This window comes from Pseudoalteromonas sp. S1650 (genome assembly GCF_005887195.1).
Lineage (GTDB): Bacteria > Pseudomonadota > Gammaproteobacteria > Enterobacterales > Alteromonadaceae > Pseudoalteromonas > Pseudoalteromonas simplex.
Genome location: NZ_PNDF01000065.1, coordinates 1 through 26,853, shown reverse-complemented (window position 1 = coordinate 26,853; position 26,853 = coordinate 1). Strand labels below are relative to the sequence as shown.

Genomic DNA, 26,853 nt, shown 5'->3' with positions numbered 1-26,853 from the left:
CGCTAAATGCTAATGGCAAAAAAACAGAAGTCTCTAGAGAGCTTGAAAGCTTTATAAAGATTTTATGCCGAGATAAAAAAACTTTATAAAAACTTTATAGTGACAAAATTGAAAACCCTTTAATCTAATAGGGATAAACAATAAGTGAAAAGATGATGCAGTCAGTATTCAAAATACAGTATTTAAAAGCCGCATTTTTAAGTGTGTTTATGCCACTTGTGGTGGTGCTTGCGATATTCCCATTTCGAGAACTGTTTACAACCACCGATATTGTGATGCTTCAGCTTTTGTGGGTGACATGGGTTGCGGTGCGCAGTAATCGCCGTGTTGCAGCGCTTACCACCTTGGTGAGTGTTGCCTGCACGGACTGGTTTTATGTGGTGCCGTATTTCACTTTTCACATCGAAAATATTGAATATGTGGTCACCTTTTTAGTGATGTTGATTGTGGGGTTAGTGATAAGTCACTTAGCCGGGGAGCTCAATACTAAGGTTCGCGATGTGCAAGCCCATGCAAGTAATAGTCGCTTATTGTATGAGTTAGCAAAAAAGCTTAATGATCTCGATAGCCTTGAGGAGCAAAAGCAGCTGTTTTTAACAACCATGGCCGCGCATTTAAAGGTTGCGTGTGATTGGCAGCTAACAGCCTCTAAGCAGTTTATTTATTTAAACGAACAACAAGCTGAATTTGGCGGTATTGCGTTTACAAAAGCACTTAATGCAGAGCAACAGGCTTTGGCGAATACAGCGTGCTCTTTACTGTATCAGGTTCAAGAAAAAACCTTACTGCGAGAGCAATCAGCGGCGATAAAAGTACAGGCGGAGCTAGAGAGGTCAAAAAACACCTTGTTGCGCAGTTTATCCCATGACTTACGCACGCCATTAGCGACCATTATGGGCGCATCAAGCATGTTGGCTGATGATAATATCCAATTAAGCTCTGAGGTTATTAAAGAGCAAGCAGCTAACATTTATGAGCAAAGTAAAATACTTAATCAACACTTTGATAAAGTCATGGAGCTCAGTAAAGTTAATAAGTTAGCTGAGAATATTAAATGGCAAAAACTGCCTATTTTGACCTTAATTAGCGAGGCAAAATCTCGTCGTCAGCAGCAACTACAAAACTTTAAACTGAGCATCGAGGCTCAGCAACAAAGCATCTGTTTTGGCGATGAAACCCTACTAGAAATTGCCTTTGCCAATATGCTCGAGAACGCAGCTCGCTACGGAGATGGTTCGGCGAACATGCAATTTATTGAAACACGCAATGAATACCAAATTGTGTTAACCAATCCTTTTGCGAATAAGCATGAGACGAGTCAAGATGAAGGTGTTGGACTAGGGAGTGTGATTTGCGATGTGGTTGCTAAATGTCATCAAGGGCGCTTTGAATTAACCCTCAATGAGCAAACAAAGCAAGCAACAGCTATATTAATTTGGAGTAACAGTCGTGGCTAATATTTTGGTTTTAGAGGACTCACCACCTCTGCAAAGTTTTTTAAAAACACTATTAAAAGCCAGTGATCATGAAGTTAGTGTGTGCGCCAAAGGGCTTGATGCGTTTGAACTATTAAGCCAGCAGCAATTTGATTTAGTGCTGCTTGATTTAGGCTTGCTCGATATGGATGGGCAAGATTGGCTGATGGAGTTTAGGCAGTGGAGTCTGCTCCCTGTATTAGTACTTTCTGCACGGGATGGCGAAACAGAAAAAGTCACCGCCCTTGATAACGGCGCCAACGATTATCTAACTAAACCATTTAGCGCAAACGAATTACTAGCGCGCATTCGGGTGCTACTTCGCACACAAACAACACCCAGCCTAACTTTGCAATGTGGCGATATTCACATCGACCCACATAAGCACGTGGTCCGTAAAGGCGCTGAAGAAGTCAAACTAACTAAAAAAGAGTACGCTATTTTACTGTTGTTGTTTCAGCAAAAAGATAAGGTGTTAACACATAACGCTATTTTATCTGAAGTGTGGGGAGAGCAGTATATTAACCGTCCTGAATACGTGCGTGTACATATTGGTCAGTTAAGACAAAAACTTGAACAAAATGCGGCGAGCCCTAAACATATCTTAACCGAGCCCGCCGTAGGTTACCGCTTAGTTGAATAAACTATCTCTTTACATCGCTTTGGGTTGAGTTTGTAACATTCCTTAGGTACTGTTTTAGATAATAATAATAAAGCGGAAGTCCCTTCATTGGCCATGCATCAAATTAACAGACAAGGTATTAGTTCATTGTCGAATACACAGCTCGAAGATGTGATTGCAGAAATTGACCAAGCTATTGAGTGGCACCAGTCATGGTATAAAAACTTATTAAGGTGTCTAATTGCAGATACTCCCGCAAATGAACAAGATTTAGCAGATAATGCTCATAACTTTTGTCGCTTTGGGCAGTGGTTTAATAAGCTACCTGATCAGACTATAAAGCTTCACCCTCACTTTTCTGAAATCGCTTCTGCACATAAAAAAATGCATCAAGGAGCGAAAGTCTTGTTGTCGTTAAAAGAGTCTAAGACTGTTATTCCAGTAAACTTATTAGACCAATTTCATGCGGATTTAGATAGATTACGCGAGTTATTTGACTGCCTTATCGATGAGTTTACTGAAGTGCTTCACACACGCGACCCTTTAACGGGTGCATCAAATCGTACGAACTTATTAGAAAACCTGCAAAAAGAACACGAGCTGTGTAAGCGCAAATCACTGAGCTGCGCACTGATAATGATCGACCTTGATCACTTTAAGCAAGTAAATGATGAATTTGGTCATGCTGCGGGCGATAAGGTGTTAATAGCCCTCGTGAAATGCATTAAATCTCAGCTAAGAAAATACGATCAATTATATCGCTATGGTGGCGAAGAGTTTTTAGTCTGCTTACCACAAACAGAGCTTGATGATGCTAAGTCATTTTCTGAACGGCTAAGAGCTGGCGTTGAGGCTTTAAAAATCGACATTAGCAACGATAATCACATTAATGTTACAGGCTCATTTGGCGTAACGCTGATAAGCGCCGATGATAATATTGAAACGGCAATCGAAAGGGCCGATGAAGCTATGTATCAAGCTAAAAAGTCAGGCCGCAATCGAGTGTGTGTGGCTTAAACTATTCTTTAACGGCGGTAAATGCTTTTATTAGGCCAGCTTGATAAAAAGAGTAAACGCCTGTAAAGCCTGATTCGGCAATGATGTTTTCGATGACTTGAGATTCTTTTAAAGCAACGTCATTTTCATAAGCTAGTTTTACTCTTTCAATTTGTTCAGGACTGACTGCGGCTGATGACATAACGCTTAACCAGTGACTAAGCAACATTGGGTAAGTTTTGTCACTTTGATTAGCACTTAAGTCTGCGCTGACAAGTAACCCACCTGCTTTTAAACGTTTTTGAATATCAGCAAAAAATGCCACTCGTTTAGGTTCATCCACAATAAACTGCGATACTAACACGGCTGTCGCTGCATCAAAGGGCATCAAGTTTTTAAGTGAATCTACGTAACCATTATGAAACTGGCAGCGATGTGCCACCCCTGCTTGCGTTAAATTGTGTTTGCATACTTTGATCATTTCACTCGAGGGTTCGACTGCGGTGAAACTAAATGTGGGGAAGGCCTGTGCTAAATGCAAAATTTCATTTCCGGTGCCCGCTCCAACGCAAAGAATATGCGCATTGCTTGGTAGTTTGCTGAATAAAGGTGTCATCATAAAATACAAGGCCTGGCTAATGGGGGCCATGTTTTGCCATTGTGAATCATAATTAGCTGCTTGTTGATCAAATAAGGCGGTGACTTCGTGTTGTTGCATAGTAAAAACCTAGTAGGTAACTTTAAGTGTTACAGAAGTGGTTAGCTTACTTTATTTTAGGAAACTTTAAAAGTTACTTAATAGGGCATTCAAATGATATGGTGATGTATGCATACTCATTTGCTTAATTTTTAGGTTTTAACAATGAAAAAAGGTGCGCATTAAATAAGTGTCCTTTCTTGAACATCGCGTTTTTTAAAACTGCATCTTGTTCGAAGCCTAATCTTTGCAGAACCTTCATTGAGGCAGGATTATCTTCGCACACGTAAGCAAACACTCTGGCGATTTTCGTTTTAGAGAATACTGTTTCGAGTAGCATAGATGCAGCTTTTACAGTGATACCTTGCCGCCAGTACTCTTTTGCCAGCCAGTAACCTAACTCACCTGAGCGATCAAATTCAAACTCACCTGGGTGCACACTCACGCATCCAATAAGTTTATCGTTAAATATAACGGCTTTAATGAGCTGACTTTGACTACCTTCATTAATCCACCACTGAGCATCCTCGTAACTATAAGGAGAGGGGATTTTAGTTGATAGGTATTGTGTAACATCCATGTCGTTAAGAATTGCAACAAGTTGTTTTGCATCTGACTCTACGAAGTCTCGAAGTGTAATCACGCTCATCCTTTGGAGTTTTGTAAGTGTGTGCGAAGGCATTGGAGTATGCCTTTGCTTGTCTTTATCCGTATTTGGCTTCTAACTCATTTGCTGTGCGATAGCTCTCATAGGTGTTTAATCGCTCGAAATACCGCTCTATTTCTGCAAAATGAGACAGCATGCCAGACTCAGCGACTTTCTCTATGACGAATGACATCATAAAATCAGCGCCAGTAAGGTTGTCATCAACAAAGTACTTTCTACCTTTCAAATGTTGATTAACATAGCTGAGTATTTTACCAATTTCATGGTCGGCATAATCAGCAATGAAGTTAGTTTTACAGCCATCTTTTGTAATAAATAGTTTTAATAAAAAAGGCACCATTGCTGAGCTTTCAGCAAAATGGAGCCATTGTTGATAATCAATGAAACTCTCACTTTGCTGGTTTGGCATAAACTTACCTTTGCCATACTGAGTTATTAGGTAGTCAGTTATCGCACCCGATTCAGTAATTACTTTACCGTTATCTTCAATCACAGGAGCTTTACCGAGAGGATGAATTTGTTTTAACTCATCAGGTGCTAAAAATGTCTCTTTATTACGTTGGTAGGCAATAATGTCGTAATCAACGCCAAGCTCTTCGAGCAGCCAAATAATCCGCTTAGAGCGTGATTTGTTTAAATGGTATAATTTAATCATTTGTTATCCTTAATAGTGGCGCAACATTATTTGTTGCGCCTAATTTTTTAAATTGGCTGCTGAACTTGCACCACGGTTTTACCAAAGTTTTCACCATTTAACATGGCGTTAAAAGCGTCTAGAGTATTTTCGAAATCAGTTTCAAGGTGCTCTTTGTATTTTATCTTGCCGTCGTTCAGCCATTGTTGCATATCTTGTGCAAACTCACCGTAACGATCGCTGTAATCATCAAAGATAATAAAGCCTTGTACTTTAATACGTTTTCTAAGAATTAAGCCCATCAACATAGATAGGCGATCAGGCCCTGGTGGTAACTCAGTTGCATTATATTGTGATACTAAACCACATAGTGGGATTCGTGCTTTTGTGTTAAGTAAAGGCAGTACCGCATCTAAAACATGACCACCGACGTTCTCGTAGTAAACATCAATACCTTGATCACAGGCGTCCTTAAGCTGTTCTTCAAAGTTATCGGCTTTATGATCTATGCATGCATCAAACCCTAAGTTCTCAATCGCATGCTTACATTTTTGTGAGCCTCCAGCGATACCAACGACTTTACAACCTTTTAATTTGGCTATCTGACCGACGGTTGCTCCCACCGGCCCTGTTGCTGCAGCTACAACCACTGTTTCGCCTGCTTTTGGTTCACCAATATCTAGTAGTCCCATATAAGCAGTAAACCCTGGCATACCTAAAATACCGAGTGCATAGGAAGGAGTATCTGGACTTTCTCCTAACTTCATCAGTCCTTCAGTATTACTTATCGCATACTCCTGCCAACCAGTATAGGCAAGTACCCATTCACCTACTTTATAATCAGGGTGCTCTGATTGCTCTACCTGACACACTGTCGCACCAACCATCACATCGCCAACTTCAACAGGGTCAGCATATGATTCTGCATCGCTCATACGGCCTCGCATATAAGGGTCAAGAGATAAATAAATTGTTCTTAGTAAAACTTCACCTTGTTTAGGTGAGGCAAGAGTAGATGTTTTTAAAACGAGGTTATTCTCTGTTGCAGGGCCTGTTGGACGTGATTCAAGAATATACTGACGGTTTTTAATTTCAGTCATACTTATCTCCTATGATTTGTTTTAAATCCTGTTTAATAAATAGGTGCGGGCATGTAATTAGAAATCAATGGCGAAATTGTTACCGAGTAGAAAATGATAATTTCATTCAAACGACAATCCATTTTGCACGGTATAGTGTAAAGGTGTATGCTGGAAAAATAATCAAATGGCGAAACAAATTGATATGAAAGGTATTTCTCTTATAGCTTTTACGCTTGTTGCGGGTTTTATGGCAAGGAGTGCGCATGCTAATACAAGTGTTTTATCGGTTGATCCTATCACTCCAGGAAACGTATTTGCGTTTGAAAACGACGCAAGACGTTATCCAAAGCAAAGTGAGTTTAGTATTGTTCACAGTGTTTCGATGAGCAGTGAAAGCGGCCGACGATTAGCTGTCGTAACTGTTGAAAACAAAGCATCAGGATCGCGTATCTTACAAGCAGACCATATTATGGCTTTATTTGCCGATGGGCGTCGCTTACACCCGTTAGCTTTTGATGAAGGTATCAAGTTAGATGATGGTGAAAAGCGCTCACTGACTTTATCTTTTGGTGAAAATGAATACCCCATTTTAGCGGTATACACGAGTTTAGATGAGTAAAAGGCAGGCCCATGAAATTACCTAAGCCACTGGCAATAACACTACTTTTAAGCTCACCGTTAGGTTTTGCTATTGATAGCCAAGACTTTGTTAAAGATAACGTGTTCACGCAAGGCATTGAAGGGCCAACCATGTATAACGGTGCCCTATACGCGGTGAACTATGCCCAGCAAGGAACGATTGGCCGCGTAGATAACATGGGCAAAACATCGTTGTTTGTGCGGTTACCGAATGACAGCGTTGGTAATGGCTTACAGTTTGACTCACAAGGTAATTTATTTATTGCCGATTACGTTAACCACAATATTTTAAAAGTACCTGCTGGCAGCAATAAAGCAGAAGTGTTCGCCCATAATAGCAAGATGAATCAACCCAATGACATTGCTATCACCAAAAGTGGGGCGCTGTTTGCAAGTGACCCTAACTGGGCGAACGAAACGGGTCAGCTATGGCGTATTAATGCGGATGGCAGCACCCATTTACTCGAAAAAAACATGGGGACTACCAATGGAGTAGCGGTTAATAACGACAATACCAAGCTCTATGTGAACGAAAGTGTGCAACGAATCGTTTGGCAATACGACTTAGATGACAACTTAAACATTAGTAATAAAAAAGTTTTGATTAAATTTGCTGATCATGGCCTAGACGGCATGCGCGTTAATAATCAAGGGCATGTGTTTATTACTCGTTATGGCGCAGGGAAAGTGCTTGAAGTCTCGCCTACCGGCAAGCTTTTAAATAGCTATCAATTAAAAGGCCAGCATCCAACGAATTTGGCTTTCAACGAAACTCAAAACAAAGTGTATGTCACCATGCAAAAGCGCGGGGCAATCGAAGTGATTGAACTTTAGCCTTGCTTTGCTCGCGTAATAGCAGCGGTGATTGCCGCTTTTGCTTGCGGACTATTCTTCCAGCAATTTGAATGCAGCATCGACGCTACTCGCTCAGCAATAGTGTTGGCATCAAACCCAGCTAAGTCTTCAAACGATTCAATACCAATTTCTTCGAACCGTTTTATAACCGTTGGCCCAACACCCTTGAGTGCTAAAAGCGCGTTGCGTTCTTGTTCGTTAAATGGCATGTTTTTGTTCCTTGTTCATTAAATAAATTCAATGATTTGCCATAACTCGCCTGCAGGACCCCAAAGACTGAACTCTTTTCCCCAAGGCTTTTGCGTTATGTCGCTGTACTTCACATTAAAGTCATTTAGTCTACGTAGTTGTGAATAGACTTCATCAATATCTAATACACTCAACTGCAACATCAGGTTGTTTGCTAATTGAGGTTGATAAAAATCTTGTAAGAAAAATCCGCATTCCCCACTTTCACATAGACAAAGTGTGTCTGAAACGGAGGTTAACTCAAATCCAAATGCTTTGTAGAAAGCTTGAGATTGTTGGTAGTTCTTACTTGGTACAAAAGCACGGATGTCATCTACTTGCATAATTTTCCTTCCATATTGAAGGTACTTTGCCATATTAATTTTACATAGCAAATCTAATTTTTAGGCAATAAAAAAGCGCACCGGGCAGGGTGCGCTTGAGGGGATCAATCCTGTGTAGCTAAAACAGTAGGATTAATTAGAAGCTTGGTGCATATCTCAGTGAAACACCGACTGAACGGCCAATCACACTGTAATCACTCACGGTGTTAAAGTGGTTTGCGCCTACCTCAGGTGTTGGTGGTTCACGATCTAATAAGTTATCGACACCAAAGTTAACAGCAAGTTCCTCGTTAACTTGCCATGCAGCAGCAAAATCTAAGTAATTTTGTGCTGAAATTGTTTCTGAACGGTCGACAGCATACTCTACTTCACCTATTCTGCGCCAGCCAAGTTGGAAGTTCATGTTATCTAACTGCCAATCAATGCTTGCGCGATGTTTGTAGTCAGCTTGTAAAATGCTCGCAAAGTCACCCGAACAGGCGCTGCCGTAAGTTCCCTTACAGTCAACTTCAGGCACTGTGCTGTTGTTTTGACGGGTTTGTTTAGTAACAAAGTTACCTTGGTACGAGAATCTAAAACGACCACCCATTTGCTCTGGTGCATCAATCACATAATTTGCTGCAACGTCGATACCTTCTTGCTCAATGGCGGCTAAGTTAAAGTCATTAACGATGGCTGTGCTAATAAACCCCGTGTTTGGATCGCGAAGTACCGCACCACACAATGGGTTGTTCGGATTCGGGTCATCAACATAACAGCTTTGTAGTGCCGCACCTGGCTGAATTTGGCTTACCGCATCTGTAACACGAATACTGTAGTAATCGAGTGATAAATCAAAGCCTTCTAAGTAGCCAGGTGTATAAACAATGCCTAATGTATCTGATTCGGCTTGCTCAGGTTTAATATTTGGGTTACCACCATAGGTGTACTCTGCGGTACTTGAATCGAACTCAGTGCCAACAGGTGGCGCACCAAACGCAGCACATTGAGTTGCATCACCGGTGCCAAGTAAACATGGATCGCCGTTATAACGCCCTGCTAGTCGTGGCACAAACTGGTCGCTATTTTGGTCAAATAACGATAACGAGAGCGCTGTGATTGGGCTGGCAAACTCACCTAAGTTAGGTGCTCTAAATGCGGTTAAGCGGTTGGCGCGAATACGAATGTCGCTGTTTATTGCCCAGTTGATACCTAGTTTGTAAGTGTCTTCTGCTTCGGTATTTGAGTAATCAGAAATACGGTAGGCACCTTCAAAGCTAAGCTCTTCAGCAAAAGGTTTATCAACTAAAATAGGCACTAAAATTTCGGCGTAGAACTCTTCAGAGCTAAAGCTTGCATCCATATCAAATGCGCTAATAGACGCAAAGCTGGTGCCGTTTCTAAATGCATCGCCCGGTGTTTGTTTACCTGTTTCTTTACGGTATTCATAACCGATTGCAAAATCGATAGCACCGGCTGGTAATTCAAATAAGAACCCAGAATCACCCGATAGTGTTGCTGAGATCACACTTTGAGTACGGTCGCGAGTGGTATAAAGCAGCGGATCGCTAAAGTCGCTGAAATCAAGGTTTGGATCAAAAATATCCACTGAATTTGCAAGGGCAGCAAAACGACTATTACCGTTGTTATCATTGCGGTATGCGTTGTTGTAAATGGTGGCTACTTCGTCCGTTTTGCCGTACTGACCATATACGTCATAACGTAAGTAGTCAGTTAAATCACCTTTTAAGCCCAGTTGAAATTGCATTGAATCACGCACCGCTTCGGTGTGTTGCACGCCTAAACCTAGGTTACGTTCAACATTAACAAGGGCATTGCCTTCGCTATCAAACGTAAGTTGGTCGCGTAGTTCATCTGGAATATACGCATTGTCTTGCGTGAGGGTCACTTGCTCGTTTACAAAAATCGGTGTTTGACCACTGGCACCCGCACCATTTACGGTCACTTTAGAATACATTGCGCGGCCATAGGCAATGGCACTGTCGCTTACATCAACGTCAAATAATAAGCCCGCAGAAAAACGGTCCATCGGTTGAGTTAAATAACGGTCAGCTGTGAAATCAGTTGTTTGACGCTCACTTGTTACAGCACCAGAATCAGCAATACCGATGCTGTTGCCAGAGGCAACGTCAGTATAATAACCACCGCTGTTGATCATTGCCGTTGAGTTTTCAAGCGCATAGTCACGCTCGCCGGCTAATAGCTCTTTTCGTTCGGTGTAACCAATATAGCCTGTTACATGGCCGCGACCGTCGGCGATGTCACCACCAAAAATTGCTTCAAAGTTAAGCTTTTCGTTACCGCCGTCAGCACTTTCGTAACTGGTTGAGAATTCAGCGCCAGTAAAATCATCGTCTAAAACAAAGTTAACAACACCAGCTACCGCATCGGCACCGTAAACCGCTGCTGCACCACCTGTTAATACATCAACGCGTTTTATTAACCCGGCTGGAATAGTATTTACATCAACCGAGTTACGAAAACTAAATGGTACCGCGCGAGTGCCGTCAATAAGAACCAATGTGCGGTTTTGACCAAGGCCGCGTAAATCAATCGTTGATGAGCCAAATGAGTCACCGACTGTGGCGCCGGTGCTGTTGGCACCCGCCGCAGCTTGTGGCAGTTTCGCGGTAATATCTTCAACGTTCACTGCACGGTCTAGGTGAATTTGTGCTTCATCAACGCTCACTACAGGACTACTTGAGACCAGCTCAGTACGTTGAATACGTGAACCTGTTACGGTGATCACTTCAGGTTTTTTTGCTTCAGTGCTTTGCTCTGCGTGTGCATAACTAATTACTGAACTTACAGCGAGAGCTAAAGGTGATAGCAGCAATAGCGAGCGATGCCCTGTTGATGTATTTGCTTTCATGATGATTCCCTTGCGTTTTATCATTTAAATCAACGCAGGTTGGTGTCTGACCTAGACCATTTAGTTAATTTAATGAGTCATACTTTTTGTTATGATGCTTGTGTGCTCTCCTTTTGGGGAGCTCACCGGTACAGTTTTAAAGCAATTTAAAAGTCTTTGCAATAATTATTCTTTAAATCTATTATTTTAAAATATAAACTATTCCAAGTCGTTAACCCGCTTATTTACATCTAATAAGCTGATTTTAAGTGATTTATTTATGCATCAACATATTGAAAAACTGTATTTAAGCGCAAAAAAAGAAAGAAAATTAATAATTGGTCTAATGAGTGGCACCTCATTAGATGGTCTTGATATTGCGCTATGCGAAGTATCAGGGCAAGGCATGGATACTCATGTCGAAGTCGTAAAGTTTACGACGGTCGACTACGACGATGATTATAAAACGCGTGTAAAGCGAGTGTTCGCCAAACGCGAATGTGACCTTGAAGAAGTCACTTTACTCAATCCTTGGATTGGCCAATTACATGGGGAAATGGTTGCCAAAACGTTAGCCAGCTGGGGAGTAGCAAAAGAACTTGTTGATGTGATAGCTAGCCACGGACAAACTATTTATCACTGCCCTAAAAACCAACACAAACGCCCTGAATATGGTAATGCAACACTACAAATTGGTGATAGCGATCATTTAGCGGTGACTGCAGGTATTACAACCATAGCTGATTTTAGACAAAAGCACATTGCAGCGGGTGGTGAAGGTGCACCGCTTGCTGTATATGGTGACTACTTGTATTTCACAAGCTCCAGCGAAAACCGCATATTGCTTAATATGGGCGGCATTGCAAACTTAACCTATTTACCTAAATCGGCAGATGCACGAGCGGTTTTTAGCTCTGATATAGGCCCCGGCAATACCATTATGGATGCTTATGTGCAGCGTTATTTTGCACCACTTCATTATGATAAAGATGCCGCTATTGCAACAAAAGGCGCGGTAAGTGAAGATTTGCTCGCAGCGCTGTGTGATGATGCATTTTTTGCTTTAGGGTTTCCAAAAACCACCGGGCCAGAAGTGTTTAATCTAGCCTATTTAGCTGCAGCACAAGCACGCTCGAATACGCATAACTTATCGCACTTTGATGTAATGGCAACCTTAGTGCAGTTTTCAGGGTTAATGATTGCTAAAGCAATTAACCAATGCAGCGAAGGTTTGACCGATGTGGCTGTATACGCCAGTGGTGGTGGGGTTCATAACCCATTATTAATGGACATTATTTTGGCTAATTGCCCAGCGCTTTCTGAGATAAAAAATACCGATTCGTTGGGGATTAATCCAGATGCAAAAGAAGCCGTGTTATTTGCTATTTTAGCGAACGAATGTCTGTCGGGCGGGCAACAACGCTTTGGTAATACCGAGCAAGGGATCCCCGATATTACCATGGGTAAAATTAGCTTTGCTGACTAGGCTCTAGAAAAAGGCTAAAAAGCTTGCGCCAATATTACTAATGTAATGGCGTAAGCCCTGGTTTTTAGCTTGCTCAGAAGGTATCAGTTCTGGTGATGTGCTCGCTGCAATGCTGACATCAAACTGGGCGCTGTCTTTAAGTGTTGCATGCATGCCGTGTAGCATTAACTGCAATACAAATTCACCACTGTGAGTAACGTTTTCTAAGGTAAGCATAATAACGTGCTGCTCTAGATCGTGTTGCGTTAAAGTGTGTGCAGTAAAATACGCAGACTCGCGTGCATCAGGGCGCGTTGCACTGATAGAGATCACGTCACCTTCATGGGCATCATCTGGTAGCACACAACAAAACACAACACGCTTTTGCTCATTAGCCGCAAAATGCAATTGTTCGTATTCCATAGTATGCGCAAGTGCAGCACATAAAGGGTCTTCACTAGAGGGGAGTGCAAACGAAAGTTGCACCAAGGCACTGTCCATTACTTCTTCATTACGTTAGGTGATTAAATTAGCGTCAATTATTGATCAGTTAAATGACAGAATTATGACTATTGTCATATTGCGGATTATATATTTTAGAAACAGAGAAAAGTTGTACTTTCTAGAACGAGTAGCAAGACTAATTTCAATTTGCTCAATTATTTGTAGTATTAATAGTCATATTGATTAAGCTACGGGTTTGATAATTTTTCTTTACTTTCAATATAGTAAATAACAAAGGTATTAGAATAATGTTCGGGTTTTAATGATACATATTTATAGTGCCTAAGTGTTCCTTTGTCATCTAGCACAGACTTTTCTCCTTCCCGAATTCTCTTTACTTCATAGTCTTGCCACATTTGGCAAAACAACTCACTACGAGATTTAAGATCGTCTAAGACGGCTTTAAAGGCTGATTTGTCTGTAGCTAAAGCAAAGTAAGAGCGGAATGAGGCAATAGTGTTTTTTGCTGCCTGCTCCCATTGAGGAATACGTCGCTTATACTCATCATTTAAGAACATAAGCTTTAATGAGTTTCTATCAGCTTTAGGAAGGGTAGACCAATCGAATATCTTTTTGGAAGCCGCCTCATTCCAGTACTCTATATCCATATTTTCTCTGCGAATAAATGCAGGATTCGGTTCAAGTGCACGAATTAGCGCTTTTAATTCTTCCGACACTTCCTCTTGCTCTTCTAGAGCAGGTTTATTCCCGAAAACAATCGCGTTTAAATACTCTTGTTCATCGTTAGTCAGTTTTAAGACTGTGCCAATGCGATTAATAGCTGCACGCGATATACTGATTTCTCGTCCTTGCTCTAACCAAGTGTACCAACTGACACTTATAGCAGCCAATTGCGCGACTTCCTCTCGACGAAGCCCTTTTACACGCCTTCTTCCATTGGTAAAACCATAATCTTCAGGGTTTATTTTTGCACGGTGTTTGGTAAGGAAGGTTTTTAAGTTTTCGTGTTTAGTCGTCATAAAATGTTTAGCCTATGACTATTTATCACAGTATAAATGCCCATATTTTACGCTTATCTTGACTGCTATATAGTGCCACCATCTTACACCTTCCACTGCTTTTGAGCTAGTTAGGTCCTTACAATTCAATGAGTCAGAGGTGGATCAATGTCTCAAGAAAATGTTTATTCGGCATCTCCAAATTACTGGAAACCTATCTTATTTGTTGCAGCACCATGGGTATTTGTTTTTTTATGGAGTACAGGGTTTGTTGGCGCAAAATTTTCGCTTCAATATAGTGGTCCATTTCACTTACTGTTTTTTAGAGGGCTATTTTCATGTGTTATTTTTTTATTTTTATCGGTTGTGCTAAAGGTTAAGTTTCCTTCATTGAAGAGCGTTAAACAGCAATTAATAGTAGGGCTTTTTCTGCAAACCTTTTTTCTAGGTGGCTGTTTTTTCGCAATTAACAAAGGGCTTCCTGCATCAGTTGTGGCATTAATTACGGGTTTACAACCAGTGTTAACGGCGGTGCTGGCATCAATAATACAAAGCAATCAGTTAAAGAAGTTGCAATGGCTAGGGATTGTAGTCGGGTTTTTAGGTGTTTTTCTTGTGCTTTCGCCAACTAAATTAGGAGGTGAATTAAGTTTAATTGGTCTACTTGCAGCATTTTTTGGTTTAACAGGTGTGACGGTTGGTGCAATGTATCAAAAGAAAGCGGTAAGTGATGGGCATATTTTTGCATCTACTTTCTTTCAATATATTCCCCTTGCTGTCGTGATGGGAGTGGTGTCATTTTTATACGAGCCAAACACACCGACTTGGAACGCACCTTTTATTATTAGTATATTGTGGCTTGTGGTTGGTGTGTCTGTAACGGCCATATTGTTGCTTATGTTTATGATAAAAAATGGAGAATCGACAAAGGTAGCATCCTATTTTTATTTAGTACCAGTACTCACAGCTGTCGAAGCATGGATTTTATTTGATGAAAAAATCAGTTTTGCAATGTTGTTAGGGATGGGCTTATCAATAATAGGGTTACTGCTTGTACACAGAAAGTAGCGACCAAGCTATGGCTCTCCTCTTAAATGGTCAATTAAAACTTTAGATAGCGCACCAATTTGTGCACCTTTTTTAATACAAAGAGTTAAGTTTCTTTTTGACCATTTTTCATCCACTTCTATGATTTTTATATCTAAAGAGCGCCAGCAGCCTATTGAATCATATGGCAATAAGGCAATGCCCACACCAGAACCAACCATTCTACATACAGCATCAAAACTTTTAACTTGCGCTCGAATATTTAGGTGGCAATTTAGGCCTGCGGCTTTATTCATCATAAAAGTATGGATTGCAGATCCTTCGTTCAAGATTACAAATGGAAAACTAACAGCTTGAGAAAACTGTATTTTGCTAAATTTAGCAAGAGAATGCTCGCTTGGAACAATGATGACCAATCGATCTTTCTTATAAGGATAAAACTCCACATTATCATAAAGGCCATTTTCAGCGACGATCCCTAACTCAACTTCTCCTTGTGCTACGGCTGTAATTATTTCTTCGCTTGTGTGTTCCTCTAAAGCAACTCTAACACCCTGATTATTTTCTAAAAAGGTCCCAAGATCTTCTGGCAAGTATGTATGAATAGCATTGGTGTTTGCCCATAATTTTACTTGCGATAATGCACCTTTAGTAAAAGGAGCAATATCAGATTGCATTTGCTCTAACGTAGCTAATGTTCTTTTGGCATATCGAAGAACGATTTCACCTGCTTTTGTAGCAGACACACCTCTTGGTTGACGCTCCAATAATTGAGTACCTAAATTATTTTCGAGTAGTTTAATTCGATGGCTCGCTGATGATGGTGCCAAGAATACTTGCTTAGCTCCTTGAGTTAAGTTCTTTTGTTCTACCACAGCGATAAATAGTTTTAAGTCAGTAAGATCAAATTTCATTCTAAGTTACCATTCGTTATTAACGAACTCTTATTGGTTAATTAGCAATTCTAATGTTGAGCAGTTATGTGGCATTGTAGCGTCACTTTTTACAATGAAAAAGAAATTCTGTGGGTTTAAATCGTTTAACAAGCAATGAAATCGGTATTATCTTAGCGGTTCTTTCTGCTGCAGGTTTTTCTCTAAAGGCAATATTTGTAAAACAAGCTTACTTAATTGCTAATGTTGAACCTATTACTCTTCTTAGTTTACGAATGCTTTTTTCATTCCCTTTATTTATTCTTATTGGCTATTCAAGCTTAAAAACAGGCTTTTCATTGACCAATAAAGAAGTTCTTTTACTTATTTTGCTCGGTGTTGCCGGCTATTACGGCGCATCAATTTTGGATTTTATGGGCCTAGAGTATATTTCAGCAGGATTAGAGCGCATTATTTTATTCTCATATCCCATCCTCACGATTTTTATGGGGGTTTTATTTCTGGGTAAACAATTTGAAAAGCGGTTGGTTGTACCTACAGTGCTATGCACATTAGGGGTTGTTTGCGCATGCTTGAGTGATTTCAAATTTGCTGGAGGTAGTCACAGCATTTGGCTTGGCGCTGCTTTAGTCTTTGGCTCTGCGCTATGCTACGCATTTTACCAAGCTTTTTCAGAGCCAATGATTGTGAAACTAGGCGCAATGCGGTTTTCTTTATTGGCTATGTTTGTATCTATTTTTGCCGTTCAGCTACATTTTTTTATTCAATTACCAATAGAGAGCCTAATCCAACCTACTAAAATTTATACAATTTGCTTTATGATGGCTTTATTCTCAACTGTTCTCCCTGTCTTTTTGCAATCAAGCGCTATTAAATATATAGGAGCGGCAAGGTCTGTACTTGTAAGTACTTTAGGGCCTATTTTGACTTTAATTCTAGGGTGGATATTACTTGATGAAAAAATCACTTTGTTGCAAGTGTTGGGTATGTGTTTAGTTTTAATTGGTGTTTTGGCTATAAAACGTAAGAGAGCTTAATTTAAGAGGAAACAGATGGAATCATTATTTATATACGGCACCCTTCGTAAAGGTTATCCAAATGAACACATACTAACTAACATTGGCGGTAAGTTCACAGATGCTTCTGTATTTGGTCGTTACATAAATGTTGGGTGGGGAGTCGAAATGGGCTGCCCTGCACTGAGTCTAGATCCTCAGGGCGAGGAAATTAGAGGGCAAATATTTAGTTCATCACATTTAACTAAACATTGGGAGTTTTTGGATGAATTTGAAGGCAGTGATTATCATCGTGTTGAAACAAGTGTAAAGCTTGAAAATGGCCAAATGTGCACTGCGTTTGTTTATGTTGCTAAAGAATAAGACTAATTAACAGAATACAGAGGAACTAATATGTCTGCCCCCATCAAGCTTTTGAGCTTTTCTATTGCCTTTGTTTGTATTTTATTATCATTAAACTTTGGCCTGAGATCATCAATGGGCTTTTTTATGGCCCCGATTTCTGATGAATTTGGTTATGGTAGAGAAGTTTTTGCTTTCGCACTCGCTTTACAAAACTTATGGTGGGGTTTATCACAACCCTTTGCAGGAGCACTCGCTGATAAATATGGAACATGCAAAACAGTCATTGTTGGCGCGCTTTTATATGCAGGTGGTCTTTATGTAACAGCATCATCAAATTCCATATTGAGTTTGAATTTGGGTGCAGGCTTACTCATGGGGATGGGTATTGCTGCAACAGGGTTTGGCGTTGTTTTACCTGCTATGGCAAAAATGGTTTCTCCGGATAAGCGAGCATTTGCACTTGGCTTAGGGAGTGCTGCTGGCTCCGCAGGGCAATTAATATTTGTTCCCGTTGCACAGGATTTTATTGCAGCTTATGGCTGGAGTAATGCTCTAATGTTATTAGCTGGTGGTGCATTATTAATGGCTTTAATGGCTGGGGTATTTAAAGAAAATACAGACCCTGAACAAATGTCACAACCAATCACTGTAAAGCAAACAGTAAAAGAAGCGTTAAATGAAGCACTCAGCTATCCACATTACTGGTTAATAATGATCGGCTTTTTTGTATGTGGTTTTCAATTAGCGTTTATTACAGTACATATGCCAGCATTTTTAAGTGACAGAGGTTTTACCGCAAACGTTGCCGTAGCAAGTTTAGCTCTTATTGGCTTGTTTAATATTTTCGGTTGTTTGGTCTCTGGGGCTTGGTCTGGTAAGTATTCTAAAAAGAATTTATTAACGCTTATTTATGCACTGAGAGCTATTGCTATAGCGCTATTTATGCTTTTACCAATGACTGAAACATCAGTAATTTTATTCTCAATCTTAACAGGCTTTTTATGGTTGGCCACTGTACCGCCAACTTCCGGACTCGTAGCACAGCTTTTTGGTTTGCCACATATGGGGTTACTTTACGGTATCGTATTTTTAAGTCACCAACTTGGTTCATTCAGTGGTGTTTGGCTAGGCGGTTATCTATACGACTTAACAGGATCATATGATGTCGTTTGGTGGAGTGCTTGTGTAATTGCACTGGTTACGGCTGCAATTCACGTGTTTATAGATGAGAGACCAGTTGAGCGGTTACGTATTACTACAAATTAAATAACACCTAGTCTTGTTTTCATAAAGTGAAAGGTGTGCTGCAGCACACCTTTTAATTTAGTTATTTACTTCAAAACATATTCAATTTTATGTAATTGACCAGTAAAAGCGAATGGTGCTTTATCGTAGTAGCTTCGGGTAACTGTTGAGCCAAGATCCTGACCAACATCAAGCGTTTCAGTGGCTGAATAGCGAACCGGAGGCACTTTATCCACTTTGCCAGAGGCAACTTTCTTACCGTTTACTATCAGTGTCGCTTGGCCGCCGTTAGGTGCTTTTCCTTGTTGGGTATATTCAAGGGTAAGCGTGACCTCGCCAGTAGGTAAAGCTTGTTCAGATTTAACAACATAGTGGTGCTCGTTAAAGAAATTCATCACGTAAACAGGTTTACTGTCTTCAACATATAAGCTGTAGCCAGCGCTTGAACCTCCTACAGCAACTAATACACCTTCTACACCTTGCTTTGGTACATTAAACGTTGCCGTAATAGAATGCGAACGGCCATAAACAGCAGGTGCGCTCCCTTCAGGGATACGATTAGTACCAGCTAAATAAGTAAACTGAGTTTTTCCTTTGGTTACACTGGGGCGTTCAGGATTAGTTGCACGTTCAACAAAGCGGTCATCTAATGGGTAAACATTAAATTTTTTCGCTTCTTGATCAAAAATTGAAATTAAAGTTCTTAATTTATCTGGGTATTTAGCAGATAAGTCAACAGCTTCAGAAAAGTCTTCTTCAATATTGTAAAGCTCCCATTTATCATTATCGAAACCAACAGAACCATTCAAAGCCCATGGTACTCCATGAAACGAAGCAGCCACCCAACCGTCATGATAAATAGCACGATGACCACCGGTTTCAAAATACTGAGTCGTACGTTTGCCTTTAGCATCTTTATCGTTCAGCGAGTACAGCATGCTCACACCAGCCATCGGCGTTTGCTCTACACCGTTAACAACTTTAGGCTCAGGGATGTGGGCTGCATCAAGTATGGTTGGTGCTATATCAATCACGTGATGAAACTGTGAGCGCAAGCCACCATGCTCTTTAATATATTTAGGCCATGACACAACAAGCCCATTTCGGGTGCCACCAAAATGTGAAGGGACACGTTTCATCCACTGGAATGGTGCTGAGCCTGCCCATGCCCAGCCAACAGGGAAGTGGTTCTCGTGCAGCGGGCCACCTAGCTCATCTATTTTAGCTAGTTGCCCTTTGATTGTGTCGGCAATGCCATTTTGCGTCATCATATTGTTAAGTGTGCCAGTGACGCTGCCTTCAGCACTTGGGCCATTATCACCAGCGATAAAAACAATCATGGTGTTATCAGCATCAGGTAACTGCGAAACCGCATCCAGTAATCGACCAACATGATAATCTGTGTGCGCAGTAAAGCCTGCGAACACTTCTTGGTGACGGCTAAATAGCTTTTTCTCGTCAGCAGAAAGAGAGTCCCATGCTTTTATTTCTTTAGGTCGTTCTGTAAGTTTAGTATTCTGTGGGGCTATACCAAGCGACTTTTGCCGATCTAATGTTTCTTCGCGAACTTTATCCCAACCCTGATCAAATTGACCTTTAAACTTGTCGTTCCACTCTTGTGGTGCATGAAGCGGGGCGTGTGTTGCGCCTGTCGCAAAATACATAAAGAACGGCTTTTCGCTATCGATAGATTCTTGTTGCCCCATCCATTTGATTGCGTCATCAACCAAGTCTTCGGTTAAATGATAACCTTGCTCAGGCTTTTTAGGTGGTTCAACCGGTGTGGTGTTTCTGAATAATTGCGGTTCCCATTGGCTAGTTTCACCTCCCTGAAAGCCATAAAAATATTCAAAACCTAGGCCTGTCGGCCAATGGTCAAATGGACCAATAGGGCTGGTTTCCCAGTCTGGAGTGTTGTGCCATTTACCCCAAGCCGCTGTGTTATAACCATTTTCTTTTAGAATCTGGGCAATACTCGCAGTTTCATCAGGCCAAACACTATGATAGCCAGGGTAGCCTGTTGAAAGCTCAGTAATTGTTCCCATGGCAACTTGATGGTGGTTTCTACCAGTAAGAAGAGCTGCGCGTGTTGGCGAACAAATAGCTGTGGTATGAAAGCGGTTAAACTTTAAGCCTTCATTGGCTAGTTTATCGATTGATGGGGTTGGAATTGGGCCGCCAAAAGTACTTGGGTGACCAAACCCAAAATCATCTAATAAAATAACCACAACATTAGGTGCACCTTTTGGTGCTTTTATTGGTTGTGGATAATCTTGTTTAGAGTTTTCAAACGTTTTGCCTATCTTTCCCTGAAACTCTGGTGCGGCTATTGGTAAAACACTTCTATCTATTTCAGATGCGTTCACTTGGCTAAACCCAGAAAGCAATAGCAATGAAATAATACTACCTACTCGTTTTAAACGATTCATCCCTTTCTCCATGGTAATAATTACCGACATGTTGGTATGTAATAGTGAGTATTTAGTCACTAACTTAGTAACTATAGTCCAAGGTAATTGTTTAAATAAAGTACGTTTTGTGTTTTTAAAGGTTGTTTTTAGTGGTAATTCATTTTGATTAATCCATTAGGGTTGGTTCTTTGGATTTGAGCTTAATAACGGTTTTTAAATTTAATTTGAATCTATTAAAGTTGAGAAAAGACAGTATTTCTGCCGCCTCTTTTTGCTTCATAAAGGTGTAAGTCGACTCTTTTGGCTGCCTGTTCTGACGTTTCGTTTGGTGCAATTTCAATAACACCTAAGCTTATCGTTGCGCTTATATCCTCGGCTTTTGTTGTAAAGCCTTGAAAAACTTTGTTTATTTCGTTTTCTACTTCAGTAGCAGCAAGCTGAGAAGAGAATAATAGAAAGCAAAAAATCCTAAACATTTTAAATGTTACTCCGTCAGGAATTATTATCCATAATATTAATTTTGCAGATGTTCTGGCTAGCATTCATAGTGAATGTAGCAGGTTTGTTTTGGTCAAATAGCATAAGGCTGAACTTCATTGAACAGCCTTGTGGAAAGTTGTTAAAGTTAAGAGTTTGGTTCAAGCACTTTACTGTCATCCACTAATTTAGTTGTTTGTAAGTTCGCAGCCGCTTGCCTTTCGCTATATCGGTCTACGAGCCAGTCCAACTTGTCTCTGGTTAGTAAAGTAAATTTAATTAACTCTTCCATCACATCGACAATGCGCATTCTAAACGACGACTCTTTCATATTGCCAGCCTCGTCAAACTCTTGCCAAGCTTTTGCGACTGATGACTGATTTGGTATCGTTAACATACGCATCCAGCGACCAAGAATGCGCATGTTATTTACAGCATTAAAGCTTTGCGAACCGCCAGATACCTGCATTACGGCTAGCGTCTTACCTTGTGTTGGTCTAACAGCACCATCAGTGAGTGGGATCCAATCTATTTGATTCTTGAGCACAGCTGACATATTGCCGTGAATTTCAGGTGAGCACCAAACTTGTGCTTCGGACCATTTCACAAGCTCTCGCAGCTCTTGTACTTTTTGATTGTTTACTGACTCTCCATTATCAAATAATGGTAATCCATCTGGGTTAAATATTTTAACTTGAGCACCTAAGTGTTCAAGTATTCTTGCGGCTTCTTCACTCGCAAAACGGCTAAACGACGTTTCTCGTAAAGACCCGTATAAAATTAAAACTCGAGGTTTGCTTGTGCTTGCATTATCGAAAGTCGGGGTTACGTCAAACTTTGCATCATTTAAGTATTTCATTACATCTCCTGAATGATTGAGGCTTACCTAGTAAGACGTAATGTTTTTCAAAAAGACGAAGTGTTAGCAGAACTTTTTTTGCTTGGGATGGTAATCAACTAAGTTGCCGTACTTATCGATTTCAAAGTCACAACAACAATCGAATAATGCCTTCAATTTTGAGCGACTTTTTTGCAGCCTTGATTTGTAGGTTGAGTAACTGATGTTTAACTTCAAAGCTTCCTCTTTTTGAGAGTATCCTTCGAGATCTATTTTTCTAATTAGATCCGCTTCTTCTTCAGGCATAGCTTGTAAAAAAGGTTCAATGCACTTTATGAGTTCAGCTTTTACGGTTTTGTTTTCTTGTTGCGAAATAATATCATCAAGCTCTATTTCTACATGCTTATTTTGACGCCTATAAAAGTCAACAATAACATGGTGTGCTATTTGAAATAACCAAGCCTTTAAACTTCGCTGATCTTGTAAGTGATGAATATTAAGATGTGTTTTTAACAGAATATCTTGTAAAAGCTCTTCAACATCAGCAGGGTTCGATATTTTTGTGGTTAAAAAAGCACGTAAACTATTTTTGTATTCAAGCCAGATTTGTTCGATGGACATGATAGTATCGTTGTTGGGATTTAATCGTTAGTTTATCAAAAATAGTACAGAGCCTGCATGTGGCAGGCTCATTTTAATTACTATACCAAATAAGATTAGAGTCCGAGACCTATATCCGTATTTGGGTATTTTTTCATTGTGGCTATGTGTGCTTTCATAAACTTAGTCGCTTGAGGCATGCCCCATTCAAAATATTGGTGCCCTGTGCTTGCCATTTCTTTAGGGTCCATATTTAAATTGAAAACCCAAGGCGCCGTTCCGATATCTAATAAGAATGATGCATCAATGTTGCGTCTTGGCACTGCAGTATTGAACACTTTAAAATGAATTTTGTAGTCTAACCAGCGAAGTGCTGTGAAATCTTCACGGCTCCACATATACACAACTTGACGTCGTGATTTGCCATTATCAGCTAGTAAGAAAGCTGTTTGATCTATGCCATCGAAATACATATTACTTGGAAGCTCATCAATAACACCACCTAATCGTAAAGAAGTCATGTAGATATCGGTGAGGTCCATTAAGCCATTATTGACCTGCCCAGCAGATATCATGCCTTTCCAGTAAGCAATGCCGGGAATTCTAACTCCTCCTTCCCATGTTGTTCCTTTACCACCACGCCACGGCGAATAACCACTATCTGGCCAAGTATCTTCATTAGGGCCATTATCTGAAGTGAAAATAATTAGTGTATTTTCTAGCTGCCCTTTTTCTTTTAATAGAGCAACAAGTTCACCTGTAATATCATCAACTTCGACCATTGCATCGCGAACGGGCATTGCAGCTGGGCTTGCGCCTTTGTATTTTGGAGCTGGGTAGTTGTCGTTATGGATCTTTGAAAAAGAATGAATTAAATAAAATGGTTTCCCTTCATCAACAGCTTGGTTTATAAATTTTACAGACTCATCTCGCAATACCTGATCAATCATTGAGATATCTTCAATACTATTAATTGGATACGCAACTTCACGCTTACCACCTTTGCGGCCTTTTATCAGGCCTTCAGGACGCAGCTGAGAAGCTTTAGTGTAAAGCTCTTTGTTCGTCATCATGTCGGCATATTGGCGCTCTACCAAAAATTGGGTGTAATCTGATTGAACTGATGGGAGGCCATAGAAATAATCAAAACCTACCTCATGAGGAAGCATTCCCTCAGCTTCACCAACATGCCATTTACCGATTAGCGCCGTTTTATAGCCCACTTTAGATAATAGCTTACCTTGAGATACTTCTTTCTCCCACGGATTTTGTGTCACTTTATCGCCAGTTAGAATAGGGCGAACTAAGCCACTTCTTACGGGTAATCTACCAGTTGTCAGTGCAGCTCGAGAAGATGTGCAAGTTGGTTGTGAATACATTGATGTGAGGCGAAGCCCTTCGTTTGCCAGTTTATCTATATTAGGAGTGGGAGCACCTATCGCTGCACCGCCACCATACACTCCAGGGTCACCCCAGCCTAAATCATCTACTAGTAAAACAAGAACATTTGGTTTTCTGCCTTGCTTAGCTTCGAGATTCTTTAGCTTTGAGGCCGCAACTTTCTCTTGTTCAGGGCGAGGAATGGCTGGCTCCATATTTGCCTTTTCAACGATTGCATCATTGAATACATTTTTTTCTGCAACCACAGAAAATGATGCGATTAACAGACTGAGAACTAAAAACCTTTTCATACTTTACTCCTTGTTAAGAGGGATGAATTCACTCATATATATTAACTATTTGATATAAATCTAGTTATTCTGAATTTTTAGTCTTTATTAAGAATATCAGCTGTTGGAAATATGGCCAGTTTTATTGTGCTAGTTTTGCGAGGAACTGAACTTAATGGCGAGTTTATTAATTCTAGAATGAAATATGAGTTCATGTTTTTTTATTATTACTAAAGGTATGGCGCTGCTATAAGTTTTATCTCAAAAATATGATTTTTGTGCCTTAAATGGTATTGTCCTCAGTGTAAATTTAATTAAAAGGAATTACTTTTTTATGCTAAATAAGATGCTTCTTAGTGGTGCTTTTCTATTTTCTGTTACTGCAATGGCTGACATGCCAGCCTACTTTAATAATGAGATAGATCAAGAGTATCGCGCGGTTTTAAAGCACATGGATGAAATGATGCCGCAAACCGATTTAGAGCTTGCTTACTTACCCTCTTTTTACCCGTTTAGTATCTTTGATATTCATGCCACAAAATTGAAAAATGACAAAGATAAGCAAGCGTTTACTAGCTTTAATTTAGGCGTGCTTGGTAGTCAGTTTTTAAATGTAGAACCGCAGGTTGGAACAAAACTTCCTAATTTAGTTATTTGTAAAAAAGATAAGTGTACGGAACAAAGGCTAAAGCAAATTAGCTCATTTTTAGCTGTATCGGAGGAGCAAATCTTAGCTTTTAAAAATAACATTAGCTTGAACCTTGTACAATTAACTGCGCCGAATGTTTATCGTATTAACAATACTTTTTACTCCCCAACTCAATTATTAAGCTATACACCATCAAAGTATGCGGGTTTTGTACCATCTGCCGATTATAAAATTCTATCACCTGATACAGCCTCTAGTTTGATGGAGCTATCAGCTTATTCTCAAAAGCTCAGAGATTTAATGATTAAACATAAAGTTGCAGCTGTCACAAAAGATAAGAATGACAGCGTAAATGTAATTTTTGGCGGCCTTAGCGATAATCATTGGGGGGTGGTACTTTTAGACAAAAGTAATATACCTAGGAAAGGTGATAGAAATGCAATTGGCCTTGAGTATGACGTAATAAAACCACTCTCTGAGACAAGCTTTTATTATCAAACAAATTAAGTCTATTTTTATCAAAAAGTGTATAAATCAATAGAGTGAATTATGAGCTCATTTAAAAAATATAGATTAAAGAACTCTCGGTTTGGGTTGAAAAGTTTTGGTTTAATAGCACTATTTGTATCTTTAACAGGGTATGCCACCGAGCAGCAAATACAGCAGCAAGTTGATGCGTTTATTCAAAGCCAATATAAAGATCATTTTCCAGAGTTAGTCTCTGATGATGAAGTTGGCCGGTTAAAGCGTTTTTATGAGCATATTGATGGCAGAGTCTCTATATTTTGGACTTATCAATCAGGCAATGTTTGGTTAGAGAAGCTGACTCTTATTAAGGTTCAAAATGACGGTTATAACGAGTTGTCGTCTATTTCTTTTAACGGAGTTGTAGAAAGTACAAATAAGGTAGGCGAAGAGCTTGTCATACAATTACGTACATATGATGAAAATGATCCTCGTTGCTGCCCCAGCAAGAAAACCACGTTACGCTACCGTATTTATAATGGTGAGCTAATTGAGTTATAGCCTGATAATTTGTCACCAGGCTATAAATCAAGAATTAGCAAATATGATATTCACCACGTGGTTTGTTGCTGAACATAAAGGCCTGTAACTCAGATTTGAGTACTTCGATAATATCAGTTGTAAAGGGCGTTCTGATTTCGCCAGAGTCTAAATATCTAAGCAGATCAGTTTCATGCTTGAGTGCCGATTGAATAGAGTAGCTAATAGGATAAGTCACTTTAAACTGTTTGCGCGATATCACGTTATCGTGGTTTTCAATATCAACATAAAAAGTTAACTGTTCGTCTTCTTCGCAAATATCACTGCAGGTGCCTTGTTCGCGAATACAATCTAAGACAATATTTCTGATGAAAATATCAAATTCGTTCATATTAATCCTTTAATCTTTGCCCTTCCATTGGGTACAAATAAAACTAGCAAAAAGTAATTAATTTAGCCAATCCAATTTTGCATCTTTTGGATTAACTCTTTCTGAATGGGTTGATTTAATAGTATTAGGGGGTGGGCAGTAGTTAGTTGATAGAGGATAGGATGCGCGATACACGTTTCACGCCTACGTTGTAGCAACGGCTTTATGCTGTGGCATTGATAAATTTTTACGAGAAACGAGAAACGAGA

The 26,853-nt window shown here is 40.0% G+C and carries 28 protein-coding genes; 12 read left to right on the top strand and 16 right to left on the bottom strand.

The annotated features are described in order from the left end of the window. Positions 1-152: 152 nt before the first annotated feature. The 3 genes from CWB80_RS17380 to CWB80_RS17370 all read left to right on the top strand — a co-directional run bounded on the left by CWB80_RS17380 (position 153) and on the right by CWB80_RS17370 (position 3,114). Positions 153-1,457 carry a DUF4118 domain-containing protein gene (locus tag CWB80_RS17380; RefSeq protein ID WP_249362629.1) on the top strand — a complete coding sequence of 435 codons (1,305 nt, stop codon included), beginning with the start codon at positions 153-155 and terminating at the stop codon, positions 1,455-1,457. Next, entirely contained in the window at positions 1,450-2,118 is a 669-nt protein-coding gene (locus CWB80_RS17375) for a response regulator (protein WP_138599350.1), read from the top strand. The genes CWB80_RS17380 and CWB80_RS17375 overlap by 8 nt, the downstream gene beginning before the upstream one ends. A gap of 93 nt (positions 2,119-2,211) precedes the next feature. After that, positions 2,212-3,114 (top strand): diguanylate cyclase, encoded by a 903-nt coding sequence (locus CWB80_RS17370; protein ID WP_138599349.1) that lies wholly within the window; start codon positions 2,212-2,214, stop codon positions 3,112-3,114. A 1-nt stretch (position 3,115) separates the two neighbouring features. On the opposite strand, the gene CWB80_RS17365 is transcribed toward CWB80_RS17370, so the two are convergent. From CWB80_RS17365 to curA, 4 genes are all read right to left on the bottom strand, one after another. Further along, positions 3,116-3,811, bottom strand: a complete 696-nt coding sequence (locus tag CWB80_RS17365) for a class I SAM-dependent methyltransferase (RefSeq protein ID WP_138599348.1) — start codon at positions 3,809-3,811, stop codon at positions 3,116-3,118. A 124-nt stretch (positions 3,812-3,935) separates the two neighbouring features. Continuing rightward, positions 3,936-4,439 (bottom strand): GNAT family N-acetyltransferase, encoded by a 504-nt coding sequence (locus CWB80_RS17360; RefSeq protein ID WP_138599379.1) that lies wholly within the window; start codon positions 4,437-4,439, stop codon positions 3,936-3,938. A 55-nt stretch (positions 4,440-4,494) separates the two neighbouring features. Beyond that, complete coding sequence (locus CWB80_RS17355; protein ID WP_138599347.1) at positions 4,495-5,112, bottom strand: glutathione S-transferase family protein; 618 nt, start codon at positions 5,110-5,112, stop codon at positions 4,495-4,497. 47 nt (positions 5,113-5,159) lie between these two features. Further along, positions 5,160-6,191: an NADPH-dependent curcumin/dihydrocurcumin reductase gene (gene curA, locus CWB80_RS17350; RefSeq protein ID WP_138599346.1), complete on the bottom strand. Its 1,032-nt coding sequence runs from the start codon at positions 6,189-6,191 to the stop codon at positions 5,160-5,162. Positions 6,192-6,357: 166 nt separating this feature from the next. On the opposite strand from curA, the gene CWB80_RS17345 reads away from it, so the two are divergent. Beyond that, positions 6,358-6,792 carry a hypothetical protein gene (locus CWB80_RS17345; RefSeq protein WP_054553470.1) on the top strand — a complete coding sequence of 145 codons (435 nt, stop codon included), beginning with the start codon at positions 6,358-6,360 and terminating at the stop codon, positions 6,790-6,792. 11 nt (positions 6,793-6,803) lie between these two features. After that, entirely contained in the window at positions 6,804-7,646 is an 843-nt protein-coding gene (locus CWB80_RS17340; RefSeq protein WP_138599345.1) for an SMP-30/gluconolactonase/LRE family protein, read from the top strand. On the opposite strand, the gene CWB80_RS17335 is transcribed toward CWB80_RS17340, so the two are convergent. The 3 genes from CWB80_RS17335 to CWB80_RS17325 all read right to left on the bottom strand — a co-directional run bounded on the left by CWB80_RS17335 (position 7,643) and on the right by CWB80_RS17325 (position 11,111). Beyond that, positions 7,643-7,876: a helix-hairpin-helix domain-containing protein gene (locus CWB80_RS17335; protein ID WP_138599344.1), complete on the bottom strand. Its 234-nt coding sequence runs from the start codon at positions 7,874-7,876 to the stop codon at positions 7,643-7,645. The two genes, CWB80_RS17340 and CWB80_RS17335, sit on opposite strands and share 4 nt — an antisense overlap. Before the next feature lie 18 nt (positions 7,877-7,894). Next, complete coding sequence (locus CWB80_RS17330; protein ID WP_138599343.1) at positions 7,895-8,239, bottom strand: VOC family protein; 345 nt, start codon at positions 8,237-8,239, stop codon at positions 7,895-7,897. A 136-nt stretch (positions 8,240-8,375) separates the two neighbouring features. Next, a complete protein-coding gene (locus CWB80_RS17325; RefSeq protein ID WP_138599342.1) occupies positions 8,376-11,111 on the bottom strand; it encodes a TonB-dependent receptor domain-containing protein in 2,736 nt (911 codons plus the stop codon). A gap of 259 nt (positions 11,112-11,370) precedes the next feature. Between CWB80_RS17325 and CWB80_RS17320 the strand changes: the two genes are divergently transcribed. Beyond that, complete coding sequence (locus CWB80_RS17320) at positions 11,371-12,576, top strand: anhydro-N-acetylmuramic acid kinase (RefSeq protein ID WP_138599341.1); 1,206 nt, start codon at positions 11,371-11,373, stop codon at positions 12,574-12,576. Positions 12,577-12,579: 3 nt separating this feature from the next. Here CWB80_RS17320 and CWB80_RS17315 read toward each other — a convergent pair whose 3' ends face one another. Both CWB80_RS17315 and CWB80_RS17310 read right to left on the bottom strand, forming a co-directional pair. Then, positions 12,580-13,056, bottom strand: coding sequence for a hypothetical protein (locus tag CWB80_RS17315; RefSeq protein ID WP_138599340.1), 477 nt, complete (start codon positions 13,054-13,056; stop codon positions 12,580-12,582). Positions 13,057-13,247: 191 nt separating this feature from the next. Next, positions 13,248-14,039: a helix-turn-helix transcriptional regulator gene (locus tag CWB80_RS17310; protein WP_138599339.1), complete on the bottom strand. Its 792-nt coding sequence runs from the start codon at positions 14,037-14,039 to the stop codon at positions 13,248-13,250. A 147-nt stretch (positions 14,040-14,186) separates the two neighbouring features. On the opposite strand from CWB80_RS17310, the gene CWB80_RS17305 reads away from it, so the two are divergent. Then, the gene (locus tag CWB80_RS17305) at positions 14,187-15,086 is read left to right on the top strand and encodes a DMT family transporter (RefSeq protein ID WP_138599338.1); all 900 of its coding nucleotides are present in this window, start codon (positions 14,187-14,189) and stop codon (positions 15,084-15,086) included. 8 nt (positions 15,087-15,094) lie between these two features. Here the strand turns inward: CWB80_RS17305 and CWB80_RS17300 are convergent, their stop codons facing one another. Further along, positions 15,095-15,979 (bottom strand): LysR family transcriptional regulator, encoded by an 885-nt coding sequence (locus CWB80_RS17300; RefSeq protein ID WP_138599337.1) that lies wholly within the window; start codon positions 15,977-15,979, stop codon positions 15,095-15,097. Positions 15,980-16,089: 110 nt separating this feature from the next. On the opposite strand from CWB80_RS17300, the gene CWB80_RS17295 reads away from it, so the two are divergent. Genes CWB80_RS17295 through CWB80_RS17285 form a run of 3 tightly spaced genes read left to right on the top strand, consistent with a single transcriptional unit; the run spans position 16,090 to position 18,585 of the window. Further along, positions 16,090-16,995, top strand: coding sequence for a DMT family transporter (locus CWB80_RS17295; protein ID WP_212751201.1), 906 nt, complete (start codon positions 16,090-16,092; stop codon positions 16,993-16,995). A 15-nt stretch (positions 16,996-17,010) separates the two neighbouring features. Then, positions 17,011-17,337 (top strand): gamma-glutamylcyclotransferase family protein, encoded by a 327-nt coding sequence (locus CWB80_RS17290; protein WP_054553479.1) that lies wholly within the window; start codon positions 17,011-17,013, stop codon positions 17,335-17,337. A gap of 30 nt (positions 17,338-17,367) precedes the next feature. Beyond that, positions 17,368-18,585 (top strand): MFS transporter, encoded by a 1,218-nt coding sequence (locus tag CWB80_RS17285; RefSeq protein ID WP_138599336.1) that lies wholly within the window; start codon positions 17,368-17,370, stop codon positions 18,583-18,585. Between the two features lie 65 nt (positions 18,586-18,650). Here CWB80_RS17285 and CWB80_RS17280 read toward each other — a convergent pair whose 3' ends face one another. The 5 genes from CWB80_RS17280 to CWB80_RS17260 form a co-directional block, all read right to left on the bottom strand. Continuing rightward, positions 18,651-20,993 (bottom strand): arylsulfatase, encoded by a 2,343-nt coding sequence (locus CWB80_RS17280; protein WP_138599335.1) that lies wholly within the window; start codon positions 20,991-20,993, stop codon positions 18,651-18,653. 215 nt (positions 20,994-21,208) lie between these two features. Beyond that, positions 21,209-21,451 carry a diguanylate cyclase domain-containing protein gene (locus CWB80_RS17275; RefSeq protein WP_212751200.1) on the bottom strand — a complete coding sequence of 81 codons (243 nt, stop codon included), beginning with the start codon at positions 21,449-21,451 and terminating at the stop codon, positions 21,209-21,211. Between the two features lie 149 nt (positions 21,452-21,600). After that, entirely contained in the window at positions 21,601-22,311 is a 711-nt protein-coding gene (gene arsH / locus CWB80_RS17270; RefSeq protein ID WP_054553483.1) for an arsenical resistance protein ArsH, read from the bottom strand. 63 nt (positions 22,312-22,374) lie between these two features. Beyond that, positions 22,375-22,911: an RNA polymerase sigma factor SigZ gene (sigZ, locus tag CWB80_RS17265; RefSeq protein ID WP_054553484.1), complete on the bottom strand. Its 537-nt coding sequence runs from the start codon at positions 22,909-22,911 to the stop codon at positions 22,375-22,377. A gap of 95 nt (positions 22,912-23,006) precedes the next feature. Beyond that, a complete protein-coding gene (locus CWB80_RS17260; RefSeq protein ID WP_138599333.1) occupies positions 23,007-24,581 on the bottom strand; it encodes an arylsulfatase in 1,575 nt (524 codons plus the stop codon). A 313-nt stretch (positions 24,582-24,894) separates the two neighbouring features. On the opposite strand from CWB80_RS17260, the gene CWB80_RS17255 reads away from it, so the two are divergent. Together CWB80_RS17255 and CWB80_RS17250 are read left to right on the top strand one after the other, a co-directional pair. Further along, complete coding sequence (locus CWB80_RS17255) at positions 24,895-25,716, top strand: hypothetical protein (protein WP_249362627.1); 822 nt, start codon at positions 24,895-24,897, stop codon at positions 25,714-25,716. A 42-nt stretch (positions 25,717-25,758) separates the two neighbouring features. Further along, positions 25,759-26,235: a hypothetical protein gene (locus CWB80_RS17250; RefSeq protein ID WP_138599332.1), complete on the top strand. Its 477-nt coding sequence runs from the start codon at positions 25,759-25,761 to the stop codon at positions 26,233-26,235. 34 nt (positions 26,236-26,269) lie between these two features. Here the strand turns inward: CWB80_RS17250 and CWB80_RS17245 are convergent, their stop codons facing one another. Beyond that, a complete protein-coding gene (locus tag CWB80_RS17245; protein ID WP_054553487.1) occupies positions 26,270-26,605 on the bottom strand; it encodes a hypothetical protein in 336 nt (111 codons plus the stop codon). Between the last annotated feature and the right edge of the window lie 248 nt (positions 26,606-26,853).